Genomic DNA, 11,891 nt, shown 5'->3' on the forward strand with positions numbered 1-11,891 from the left:
TCGCCCCGGCAAAAGCAGCCGCTCCCGACAGCGCGGTCCCGTCACCTCACCCCGGATAGACCGGCGCCGTCCCCTCCGCGTCCACCTTCTGCCACTGCGCCCCGGAAGGCAGCCGTACGATCCCGTCCTCCGAGTAGGCCACCAACGGCATCTCGTCGTCCTCGGACGCGGCGATCTCCTTCACACCCGTGAGTGCGGCCGGCGGCGGCCCCTCCGGAGTGGAGCCGTCGACCTGGACGTACCGCGTCTGCTGCACACCACCCTGCTCACGTCCGACCACCACGAGCCTGCTGTCGCCGGCCCAGGACATGGTCGTGACCTCCTCCAGATCAGGCGTGGTGGAGCGCAGTTCCCGCACCGAGACGCTCTGCGGATCCCCGGTCCTGCCCTCCCGCTCGATACGCCCGACGAACAGAGACTGCTTGCCGCCCTTCTCCACGACGAGCGCGATCCGCACCCCGTCGGCGGCCACCCGCAGGTCCTTGATACGCCCGTCCAGCCCAGGAGTCGCCACCTCAAGCGGCTTGCCCGCGCCCTCCTTGAACAGCAGCAGCCGCGGATCGGCGGGGTTCCGGTCGGCCACCCACAGATCGCCCTCGGTGTCCCAGCTCGGCGTGGTCAGCCGGTCCTCGGCCGTCTTGCCGCTGCTGACCAGCACCGGATCCCCGAGTGACCCGCCCGACACCAGCGACCCGACGTACAGCGCCTTGCCGTCGATGCCGACACCGGCCGCCGTGTGCTCGTCACGCGAGACGGCCACCGACCGCAGGTCCTTGTCGCCGTCGCCCAGGGCTCCGGGCACCGGCACCGGATCGGCCTTCGTCCCGCCGGCATCCGCTTCGGCCGAAATCCGCACCAGCCGGTGCCGGCCGTCCACGAAGTACAGGTACGCGGGATTCTCGACCGAACCGCGCGTGGCGATGCCGTTGGCCTCGTTCTCCTTCACGGAACACGACTGCTTGCCGTCCGCCTGCACTTCCACCATGTCCACCGCGGGGGTGAGGTTCTGCAGGGTGAACAGCAGCTGGGTCGCCATCGCTTCGCACTGGTCCATACCGACGTGCCCGGCCTTGGCATTGAGCGGCACCGTCAACATGTTCTGGTCGTCGGGAGTCAGCGAGGAGACGCCGTTCTTCAGCGCGGTACCCGTCGGAAAGCGCGTCCTGACAACGGGGTCGAGCCAGCTCGTCGGCCCGCTGAGCAGGGATCGCACCAACTGCGTCATGGGGTCCACGCGTTCGCGCACATACACGGGATCGGCGACCGCGACGGTCTGCGGAGCCGTCGCCGCCCTGGTGTTCGAGGCGAAGTAGTACTTGTTGACGGACACGTAGTTGCGCTGGAAGTCCGACTTCCCCATGACGACACCCGGCGGAGGGCTGTCGATCCGCCACTGCTTGGTCTTCTTCTCGTGCACGAGGTGCACGGTCTCCCGGTACTCGCCGGAGGCCGGCGTGTACGACTGCTGCGCGTCCACCACGGCCACCTTGGTGCCGGTCAGCGTGAACGCCGTGTCATCGCCCTGCTCCCGGCCCACGGGAGGCACGACGTCGGCCCCGGGCCCGTCGTCGAGCACCGTGGTGGACAGCCCCGGCTGCCACTGCTTCGCCGCACTCCGGGTCAGGTACTTGCGGGCCGTCTCGTAGTCCGGATCGTCGCTGGTCAGCGCCTCCAGAAAGCCCTGCACGATGTCCAGGGGCTCGGCGTCCTCCTGCGGCGGCATCGCGTAGACCCGCACCTGGGTGTCCTGCCGCGGGGTGGCGTCGACCCCGCGCAGATCCCCGCTGTCCGGCATGGAGGCACATCCCGCCAGCAGTACGACACCACAGGCGGCGTACGCCATAGCCCGCCTCGGCGTGTGCCGGCCGCCCCCCTCGCGGTCAGCGTCCACGGAATGCCTCCCCCTGCTGTTCGTACGACTCCTGCTGTTCGTACGACTCCTGCGACCCGGCGACGTCCGGGCGGCTCACGGTCTCACCGCCGGGCCTTTCCCCGGCGGAAGTGCTGTCCGGCCGTGGCGCACCGGACGTCGGCCGGGGCACCACGCGTGCGCCGTTGCCGGGCAGCGCCGTCGGATCGGCCGTGGGTGTCGCGGAGGCCGACCTGGGCGCTATCGGGTCCCGCGAGGTCACCTGGCCACCCGTCGGCTGAACCGGCACGGTGGCCGTCTTGTCGCCGCCACCACGCGGCAGACCGGCGTCATTGAGTCCACGATTGCGGCGCGAGTCCTTGGGCTCCAGGGGTATCGGCGAGCCCCGCAGTGGCTCGTCGGCCGTCCTCGGCAGCGTCAGCCGGAACTGTGAACCGCCGCCCGGCTCGCCCCACGCCTGCAGCCAGCCGCCGTGCAGCCGCGCGTCCTCCAGGGCGATGGACAGCCCCAGTCCCGTACCGCCGGTGGTACGCGCGCGTGCCGGGTCGGCCCGCCAGAAACGGCTGAACACGCGCGTGGCCTCGCCGGGCTTGAGCCCGACGCCGTAGTCGCGCACCGCGATCGCGACCGCCCCGCCCGCCGAAGCCAGCTTGACCACGACGTCCTTGCCCTCACCGTGCTCGACGGCGTTGACGACGAGATTGCGCAGCACCCGCTCCACGCGCCGGGCGTCGGCCTCGGCGACGACGGGCTGCTGGTCGCCCACGACCCGGACCGTGGTGCCCTTGCGCTCGGCGAGTGGCGCTGCCCCGCCGACCACTCGCCGTACGACCTCCCTGAGGTCTATCGGCTCCGCCTCCAGCGCCGCCGCGCCCGCATCGAAGCGGCTGATCTCCAGCAGGTCCGCGAGCAGCGTCTCGAACCGGTCCAGCTGGTCGGCGAGCAGCTCGGCCGACCGCGCGGTCATCGGATCGAAGTCCTCGCGGGCGTCATGGATGACGTCGGCGGCCATCCGTACGGTCGTCAGCGGCGTCCGCAGCTCGTGCGACACGTCAGACACGAACCGCCGCTGCATCCGCGACAGGTCCTCCAGCTGCTGGATCTTCAACTGAAGATTCTGCGCCATCTTGTTGAAGGCCTCACCGAGCCGCGCGATGTCGTCCTCACCGGTGACCTTCATGCGCTCCTGGAGCCGCCCGGCGGACAGCCGCTCCGCGATCCCGGCGGCCATCCGCACCGGCGTGACAACCTGCCGCACGACCAGCCAGGCGATCGCGCCGAGGAGTACGACGACGAAGAGCCCGGCGGTCGCCAGGGTGCCCTTGACCAGGCTGAGCGACTTCTCCTCCTGCGTGAGCGGGAAGAGGTAGTACAGCTGGTACGGGTCGCCGTTGGGGTCGTTGACCTGCTTGCCGATGACCAGGGCCGGCTGGGGATCCTGGTAGGGGTCGTAGACGATGCGGGTGTAGCTCTGGGCAGCCGTGGTGCTCTCGTCGATCTTCTCGCGCAGAGCCTCGGGGACGCTGGCCGTCGGGTCGACATCGCCCGAGGCACGCGGTCCGCGCCCGCTCCCGCTGTCGCCGCCCACGGGCAGGGTCACCACGTCGAAGGCGCCCTGACCGCCGCTGGAGAGCGAGTAGACGAGGTTGCTCATCCACTCGATGACGAACTGGTCGGACTGACCCTCCGCCGGGGCCGCGTCGTCGGTCCCGGCACCGGCCTCGTCCGCTTTCTGCTTGGCCACCGCAAACCCTCCGGTGGCCTGGCTCTGCGACGCCTTGACCTTGGCATCGAGGAGCCCGTTGCGCACCTGCCCGATGACGACGAAGCCCAGCAGAAGCACCACACCGAGCGACATCAGCAGGGTCGTGGCGACGACCTTGAGCTGGATGTTGCGCCGCCAGAGCCGCATCACGGGCAGCAGCGGCCGGCGCACCCAACGCATGAAAAGCCTGAGGACCGGGCTGCCCTGGACTCCCCCCTGAAGCAGCCCACCCTCGACGAAACGTCCCCAGCGGGAACCCGCCGACTTCCGCCCGACAGGCCGCCCCGCACCCGCCCCGGTCCGTCCCGGCGACGAAGCAGCACTGTCTCCGGACATGTCAGCTGGGCCCTGCCTTGTACCCCACACCACGGACGGTCACCACGATCTCCGGCCGCTCCGGGTCCTTCTCGACCTTGGAGCGCAGCCGCTGCACATGCACATTGACGAGCCGGGTGTCGGCGGCGTGGCGGTAGCCCCACACCTGCTCGAGGAGCACCTCACGCGTGAACACCTGCCACGGCTTGCGCGCGAGCGCGACCAGCAGGTCGAACTCCAGCGGCGTCAACGCGATCGACTGCCCGTCCCGCTTCACGGAGTGCCCGGCCACGTCGATGACCAGGTCACCGATGGCGAGCTGCTCGGGAGCCGGCTCCTCCGACCTCCGAAGCCGCGCCCGGATCCGGGCCACGAGCTCCTTCGGCTTGAACGGCTTCACGATGTAGTCGTCGGCACCGGACTCCAGGCCCACGACCACATCGACGGTGTCGCTCTTCGCCGTGAGCATCACGATCGGCACCCCGGACTCCGCCCTGATCAGGCGGCACACCTCGATGCCGTCCCGCCCGGGCAGCATCAGATCCAGCAGCACCAGATCCGGCTTGGCCTCACGGAACGCGGCCAGCGCCTTGTCACCGTCGGCTACGAAAGACGGCTCAAAACCTTCACCACGCAGCACAATGCCCAGCATCTCGGCAAGTGCGGTGTCGTCGTCGACGACAAGGACTCGTCCCTTCATAAAGACATCATCCCATTCTCATAACAGTGGTGAAGGCAGTGGTGAGACAGCTCACCGACCAGTGACCTTAGTCGTACTGGACCGTCACTGTCTGCCTCGGCCGCCGCCGCGACGGTCCACCGTGGATTCAGGCGGAATACGTGGCCACCACATCCGGATCAGCTGGTCGTCACCTCCCGGGACCTTGCACACAGCTCAGCAAGAGCCTCGGCCGTCACCGGCGACACCACGCCCTCCTCCGTGACGATCGCCGTCACCAGCTCGGGCGGCGTCACATCGAAGGCCGGGTTGTACGCCTGGGTCCCCAGCGGCGCCACCGGAATCCCACCGCCCGCCTCGAATCCCGCCACCGGGACCTGGGGCGCCGCGATCTCGGTCACCTCGTGCCCGGCCCGCTGCTCCACCTCGATCGACGCCCCGTCCGGCGTGTCCGGATCGACCGTGGTCACCGGCGCCACCACGATGAACGGCACATGGTGGTAGCGCGCGAGCACCGCGAGCGGATAGCTCCCCACCTTGTTCGCCACCGACCCGTCGGCCGCGATCCGGTCGGCCCCGATCAGCACCGCGTCCACCTCCCCGGCCGCGAACAGCGAACCCGCCGCGTTGTCGGTCAGCAAGGTGTACGCCATCCCGCTGCGCGCCGCCTCGTACGCCGTCAGCCGGGCACCCTGGAGCAGCGGACGCGTCTCATCCACCCACAGCCGCCGCAGCTGCCCCGCCCGGTGAGCCGCGAGCGCCACCGCGAACGCCGTCCCCTCGCCGCCCGACACCAGCGAACCGGTGTTGCAGTGCGTCAGGATCCGGTGCCCGCCACCCGGCAGCAGTTCGTCCAGGAGTGCCAGCCCACGCTCGGCCATCGCGGCACTGGCCGCCGCGTCCTCCCGGTGCAGCCTGCGTGCCGCCGCCAGCGCAGCCCCGGCCGCCAGCTCCTCGTCACCACTCTTCGCGAGCTCGGCCCGGTACGCGGCCTCGGCTCTGCGCACCCCGACGGCGAGATTCACCGCGGTCGGGCGCGCGCCCGCCAGCACGGCCGCCGCCTCATCCACGTCGAACCCGCGCGCGGCGGCGAGCGCGACACCGTACGCCCCCGCGATGCCGAGCAACGGCGCCCCGCGCACGGCGAGCGAACGGATCGCCTCCACCAGCGCGGACGCGTCCGTACAGACCAGTTCGACCTCCTCGGCCGGCAGCCTCGTCTGGTCGAGAAGCACCAGGACGGGGCCTTCGGGTGGCTCCTCCCAGCGGATTGCAGGAATCTCGGTGGGCTTGCTGTCCTCGCCGATTTGCGCGTACTGATCAGCCATGTCGTCAGTCTGCCCCTTGTGCGCCGGAGTATTGAAGGTGTGCAGCTCATACCGCGGCTGGTCCTTCGCCGACCACCCCATGGCACGATGGCTGCCAACCTGCCGCCGCGACCGCGGACGGGCACCGTGAAGGAGCGACGATGAACGACACTCCGGGCTGGGCCTCGCCCGGATCCGCCCCGCCCGACGGGCACAAGCCCGGCACGTCCGATCCCGCCGAGCCCGCCGACCGGCCCGAGACTGCGAACCCCGCGCACGAGCCGCAGGACAGCCCGCAGGACGCCGACTCGAAGTGGTCCCAGGAACAGCCGCCCCCCGGCCAGTGGTCCGCCCCCACAGGCCCCGCCGCTCCCGCTCAGACACCTCCGCCCCCGCCGCCCGGCCCGGGCTGGGGATCCCAGCCCCCCACCGGCCCGCCCGGAGGCTACGGCCCTCCCCCGGGCTGGGGCGGCGGCTGGGGCGGCCCCCCGCCCGCGGCCAAGCCCGGTGTGATCCCCCTGCGCCCGCTCGGCGTGGGCGAGATCCTGGACGGCGCGGTCTCCACCATGCGCACTTACTGGCGCACAGTCCTCGGCATCTCGCTGACCGTCGCGGTCGTGACCGAGGTCCTCGTCATCCTGCTCCAGGGCTTCGTCCTGAACGACAGCGCAGGGACCGAGGCCCTCAACGATCCCAGCGCCAGCGCCGACGAGCTGACCCGCGCCCTGGGCGAGACCATGGTCGGCAGCACTGTCGTCTTCCTTATCTCCCTGATCGGCACGATCGCCGCGACCGCGCTGCTGACAACGGTCACCAGCCGGGCCGTGCTCGGCAGGCCGGTCACCACCGGTGAGGCCTGGCGCGACGCTCGCCCGCAGGTGCCCAGGCTGTTCGGCCTGATCTTCCTTCTGCTGCTCCTCACCTTCGGTGTGCTTGCCGTCGGGGCACTGCCCGGCATCCTCGTGGCGGCTGCGGGCTCGAACGGCGGCGGCATCGCCCTCGTCATCCTGGGCGTCCTCGGCGCCGGCGTCGTCGCGCTGTGGCTGATGATCCGCTTCTCCCTGGCCTCGCCCGCGCTGATGCTGGAGAAGCAGAGCATCGTGAAGTCGATGAGCCGCTCCACGAAGCTGGTCCGCGGTTCCTGGTGGCGGGTCCTCGGCATTCAGCTGCTGGCCGGGATCATCGCGAACATCGTCGCGGCGATCGTCGTCATCCCCTTCACCTTCCTCGCCGCAGCGCTCAGCGGCGAGGGTGTCGGCGGCTTCGTCAACGGCACCGGCGACCTCGGCTGGACGTTCCTCATCATCAGCGGCATCGGCTCGGTGATCGGCTCCATGATCACCTTCCCGATCACGGCGGGCGTCACCGTGCTCCTCTACATCGACCAGCGCATCCGCCGCGAGGGCCTCGACCTCGAACTGGCCCGGGCAGCCGGCGTCCAGGACTACGGCACCGGCCCCACGCCCGGGAGCTGATGCGGTGAACCTGCCGGGGGGAGTGCTCACCATGCTGCGCGCCAAAGACACATCCGTGCTGTCACTGGCACGGTCCGACGAACCACCACTGACGATCCCGCGCGACCCCGCGCGAGAGGCGGCCCGTCGCGAGCTGTCCAAGCGCATGTACCACGAGAACGACCCCAGCTGGTTCCAGCGCGCCCTCAACGCGTTCTGGGACTGGGTCGACAAGCTGTTCAACTCCGCTGCGTCCGCAACACCAGGGGGACCACTCGGCCTCGTCGTCGTCATCGCCGCCGTCCTCCTGGTCGTCGCCGCGCTGTGGTGGCGCCTCGGCACTCCGCGCCGCGGGCCGGCCTCCTCCGCCGCCCTGTTCGACGACCGCCCACGAAGCGCCGCCGGCCATCGCGCGGCCGCCGAGGCACACGCCGCGCAGGGCCACTGGAACCAGGCCGTCCAGGAACGCATGCGAGCCATCGTTCGCTCCCTGGAGGAACGCACCCTCCTCGACATCCGCCCCGGCCGCACCGCGGACGAGGCCGCCGCGGAAGCGGGCCGCGCCCTGCCCTCCCACACGGACCGGCTGCGCGCCGCGGCCCGGGACTTCGACGACGTCACGTACGGCGGCCGGGCCGCGACCGAGCAGTCGTACCACCGCATCGCCGAACTCGACCGCGACCTGGAACACAGCAAGCCGGTGCTCGCGGCCAGTGCGAGCAGCCACAGCGCGGCCCACAACGCCCGCCAGGGAGCCGCCGAATGACCACCGAGGCCACGCTCCCGTCCACCTCGGCCTCGCCCACCGTCCGCCAGGTGTGGACCCGCGCGCGAGGCGTCGTGCTCGCCCTCGTGCTTCTCCTCGTCGCGGCCGTGGCGATCGCGGCGATCCGCTCCACCGAACGCCACGGCGGCCTCGACCCGCGCTCCGCGGACCCCTACGGCAGCCGCGCCGTCGCCGAACTCCTCGCCGACCGAGGCGTCGACACCCGAGTGGTCACCACCCTCGACGAAGCACGCGCCGCGGCCGGCCCCGACACCACGCTCCTGATCGCCATACCCGACCTCCTGACGCACCGCCAGCAGAGCCAACTGCACTCCGCGACCGCCGACTCCGGCGGCCGCACCCTCGTCGTCGCCCCCGGCAGCTCGTCCGTGGAACGTCTGGCCCCCGGCGTCGTCGCGAACCCCGCCACCAGCCTCGACTCGACGCTCTCCCCCGACTGCGCCCTGCCGGCGGCCCAGCGCGCGGGCTCCGCCGACACCGGCGGTATCCGCTACACCGTCACACAGCCCGGCTACGACGAGTGCTACCCCAGCGAGCGCCTGCCCACCCTGGTGCGCGTCCCCGCGGCTTCCGGAGACGGCGACACCGTAGTGCTCGGCGCCCCCGACATCCTCTACAACGACACCCTCGACGAGCAGGGCAACGCCTCGCTCGCCCTCCAACTCCTCGGCTCCCGCCCCCATCTGGTCTGGTACCTCCCCTCGCTCTCCGACCCCTCAGCCACCGACCCGGACGAGGAAAAGGGCTTCCTCGACCTGCTCCCCTCGGGCTGGCTGTGGGGCACACTCCAGCTCTTCTTCGCGGCAGCACTCGCCGCCCTGTGGAGGGCACGCCGACTGGGCCCGCTCGTGCCCGAGAAACTCCCCGTGGCGATCCGCGCCTCCGAAACCGTCGAAGGCCGCGCCCGCCTCTACCGCAAAGCCAACGCCCGCGACCGCGCGGCCACCGCTCTTCGCTCCACCACCCGCACCCGCCTCGCCCCCCTCGTAGGCGTCCCCGTCACCCAGGCGCATGCGCCCGAAGCACTGCTCACCGCTCTGTCCGCCCATCTCCACAGAGAGGGAGACGGACAGTCCCTGCAGCCCCTCCTCTTCGGCCCGACGCCCAGCGACGACGCAGCCCTCATCTCCCTAGCCGACCAACTCGACGCCCTCGAAAGAGAGGTACGCCGTTCATGATGGACCCGACCACTGACAACGCCGGGACCACCGGGGACCCGGGCCCCGCCAGGGCCTCCCTGGAAGCCCTGCGCGCCGAGATCGCCAAAGCCGTGGTCGGCCAGGACCCCGCCGTGACCGGTCTCGTCGTCGCCCTCCTCTGCCGCGGACACGTACTACTGGAAGGAGTCCCTGGGGTCGCCAAAACGTTGCTCGTCCGCGCCCTCGCATCCGCACTCGAACTCGACACCAAGCGCGTCCAGTTCACCCCCGACCTCATGCCGAGCGATGTGACGGGCTCCCTGGTCTACGACACGCGCTCCGCCGAGTTCTCCTTCCAGCCCGGCCCGGTCTTCACCAACCTCCTCCTCGCGGACGAGATCAACCGCACCCCGCCCAAAACCCAGTCGTCCCTCCTGGAGGCCATGGAGGAACGCCAGGTGACCGTCGACGGCACCCCCCGCCTCCTCCCCGACCCGTTCCTGGTCGCCGCGACCCAGAACCCGGTCGAATACGAGGGCACCTACCCCCTCCCCGAAGCCCAGCTGGACCGTTTCCTCCTCAAACTGACGATCCCCCTCCCCTCCCGCCAGGACGAGATCGACGTCCTCACCCGCCACGCCGAGGGCTTCAACCCCCGCGACCTGCGCGCCGCCGGCGTACGCCCCGTGGCAGGCCCCGCCGACCTCGAAGCCGCACGCGCCGCGGTCGCCAAAACCACGATCTCCCCCGAGATCACCGCCTACGTCGTCGACATCTGCCGCGCCACACGCGAGTCCCCTTCCCTCACCCTGGGTGTGTCCCCGCGCGGCGCCACGGCCCTCCTGGCCACCTCACGCGCATGGGCGTGGCTGACGGGCCGCGACTACGTGATCCCCGACGACGTGAAGGCGCTGGCCCTCCCCACCCTCCGCCACCGCGTACAACTGCGCCCGGAGGCCGAGATGGAGGGCGTGACGGCCGACTCCGTCATCAACGCGATCCTCGCCCACGTCCCGGTCCCCCGCTGATGGCCCTCACCGGACGCGCCGCACTCCTCGCAGCCCTGGGTTCTCTCCCTGTCGGCATCTGGGAACCCAGCTGGACGGGCATCCTCGCCGTCAACGCCCCCCTGGCGGTGGCCTGCGCCTGCGACTTCGCCTTGGCGGCACCCGTACGACGACTCGGCCTGGCACGCTCCGGTGACACCTCCGCCCGCCTGGGCGAGGCCGCCGACGTCACCCTCACCGTCACCAACCCGTCCGGTCGCCCCCTCCGCGCCCACATGCGCGACGCCTGGGCCCCCAGCAGTTGGCAGCCCGGCACCGAAGTGAAAGCCTCCCGCCATCAGCTGACCGTCCCCGCCGGCGAACGCCGACGCCTCACCACTCGCCTACGCCCCACCCGCCGCGGCGACCGCCAGGCCGACCGAGTGACGATTCGCTCCTACGGCCCCCTGCGGCTCTTCTCCCGCCAGGGCACTCACAAGGCCCCCTGGACGGTCCGCGTCCTGCCCCCGTTCACCAGCCGCAAGCATCTCCCCTCGAAGCTCGCGCGCCTGCGCGAACTCGACGGCCGCACCAGCGTCCTCACCCGAGGCGAAGGCACGGAATTCGACAGCCTGCGCGAGTACGTCCCCGGCGACGACACCCGTTCCATCGATTGGCGAGCCACCGCCCGCCAGACGTCCGTCGCCGTACGCACCTGGCGCCCCGAACGCGACCGCCACATCCTCGTGGTCCTCGACACCGGCCGCACATCGGCGGGCCGCGTGGGCGACGCCCCCCGCCTTGACGCATCCATGGACGCGGCACTGCTCCTGGCCGCCCTCGCCTCCCGCGCCGGCGACCGCGTGGACCTCCTCGCATACGACCGCCGAGTACGCGCCCTGGTCCAAGGCCGAACAGCCAAGGACCTGCTCCCCTCCCTGGTCAACGCGATGGCCCCCCTTGAACCCGAGCTCGTCGAGACGAACGCTCGGGCCCTCACAGCCACAGCCCTGCGTACGGCCCCTCGCCGCTCCCTTATCGTGCTGCTCACCAGTCTCGACGCCGCACCGATCGAGGAGGGCCTGATGCCTGTTCTTCCTCAGCTCACCCAACGGCACACGGTCCTTCTGGCCTCAGTGGCGGACCCTCACATCGCTCGCATGGCCATGGCCCGCGGCACCACCGATGCGGTCTACGACGCCGCAACGGCTGCCCAGGCGCAGACTGAACGCCATCGCACGGCGGAACAACTCCGCCGCCATGGGGTGACTGTCGTCGACGCGACACCGGACGAACTGGCCCCAGCGCTGGCCGATGCCTATCTGGCATTGAAGGCGGCAGGACGCCTGTAAACGAAAAAAAGGGGGCGCGAAGCGCCCCCTTGAGGAAACCGAACCTGAAATGCGGAAAGGCCCACACCATGAGGTGTGGGCCTTTCCGTCTAAAAGGAGTTCGGCGGTGTCCTACTCTCCCACAGGGTCCCCCCTGCAGTACCATCGGCGCTGTAAGGCTTAGCTTCCGGGTTCGGAATGTAACCGGGCGTTTCCCTCACGCTATGACCACCGAAACACTATGAAACACAGACCGGA

9 protein-coding genes and 1 rRNA gene are annotated in these 11,891 nt (G+C 70.8%); 5 read left to right on the plus strand and 5 right to left on the minus strand.

The window, feature by feature from the left end:
* Window positions 1-46 precede the first annotated feature (46 nt).
* From QF027_RS19505 to mtnA, 4 genes are all read right to left on the minus strand, one after another.
* Window positions 47-1,891 carry an LpqB family beta-propeller domain-containing protein gene (locus QF027_RS19505; protein WP_307075917.1) on the minus strand — a complete coding sequence of 615 codons (1,845 nt, stop codon included), beginning with the start codon at window positions 1,889-1,891 and terminating at the stop codon, window positions 47-49.
* Entirely contained in the window at window positions 1,881-3,971 is a 2,091-nt protein-coding gene (gene mtrB, locus QF027_RS19510) for an MtrAB system histidine kinase MtrB (protein ID WP_307075918.1), read from the minus strand. Before mtrB ends, QF027_RS19505 begins: the two co-directional genes overlap by 11 nt.
* Window position 3,972: 1 nt before the next feature.
* Entirely contained in the window at window positions 3,973-4,650 is a 678-nt protein-coding gene (gene mtrA / locus QF027_RS19515) for a two-component system response regulator MtrA (RefSeq protein WP_009333493.1), read from the minus strand.
* 158 nt (window positions 4,651-4,808) lie between these two features.
* Window positions 4,809-5,957 carry an S-methyl-5-thioribose-1-phosphate isomerase gene (mtnA, locus tag QF027_RS19520; RefSeq protein ID WP_306980467.1) on the minus strand — a complete coding sequence of 383 codons (1,149 nt, stop codon included), beginning with the start codon at window positions 5,955-5,957 and terminating at the stop codon, window positions 4,809-4,811.
* Between the two features lie 140 nt (window positions 5,958-6,097).
* Here mtnA and QF027_RS19525 point away from each other — a divergent pair, with 140 nt between their 5' ends.
* The 5 genes from QF027_RS19525 to QF027_RS19545 are packed head-to-tail and all read left to right on the plus strand — an operon-like array spanning window position 6,098 to window position 11,654.
* A complete protein-coding gene (locus QF027_RS19525; RefSeq protein ID WP_307075921.1) occupies window positions 6,098-7,411 on the plus strand; it encodes a glycerophosphoryl diester phosphodiesterase membrane domain-containing protein in 1,314 nt (437 codons plus the stop codon).
* Between the two features lie 31 nt (window positions 7,412-7,442).
* Entirely contained in the window at window positions 7,443-8,156 is a 714-nt protein-coding gene (locus tag QF027_RS19530; RefSeq protein WP_307075924.1) for a DUF4129 domain-containing protein, read from the plus strand.
* Window positions 8,153-9,355 (plus strand): DUF4350 domain-containing protein, encoded by a 1,203-nt coding sequence (locus QF027_RS19535; RefSeq protein WP_307075926.1) that lies wholly within the window; start codon window positions 8,153-8,155, stop codon window positions 9,353-9,355. Before QF027_RS19530 ends, QF027_RS19535 begins: the two co-directional genes overlap by 4 nt.
* Window positions 9,355-10,344 (plus strand): AAA family ATPase, encoded by a 990-nt coding sequence (locus tag QF027_RS19540; protein ID WP_306986666.1) that lies wholly within the window; start codon window positions 9,355-9,357, stop codon window positions 10,342-10,344. Before QF027_RS19535 ends, QF027_RS19540 begins: the two co-directional genes overlap by 1 nt.
* Window positions 10,344-11,654: a DUF58 domain-containing protein gene (locus QF027_RS19545; RefSeq protein WP_307075928.1), complete on the plus strand. Its 1,311-nt coding sequence runs from the start codon at window positions 10,344-10,346 to the stop codon at window positions 11,652-11,654. The genes QF027_RS19540 and QF027_RS19545 overlap by 1 nt, the downstream gene beginning before the upstream one ends.
* A gap of 98 nt (window positions 11,655-11,752) precedes the next feature.
* Here QF027_RS19545 and rrf read toward each other — a convergent pair.
* Window positions 11,753-11,869 (minus strand): 5S ribosomal RNA (rrf, locus tag QF027_RS19550).
* Window positions 11,870-11,891 lie beyond the last annotated feature (22 nt).

This window comes from Streptomyces canus, assembly GCF_030816965.1.
Classification (GTDB): domain Bacteria; phylum Actinomycetota; class Actinomycetes; order Streptomycetales; family Streptomycetaceae; genus Streptomyces; species Streptomyces canus_E.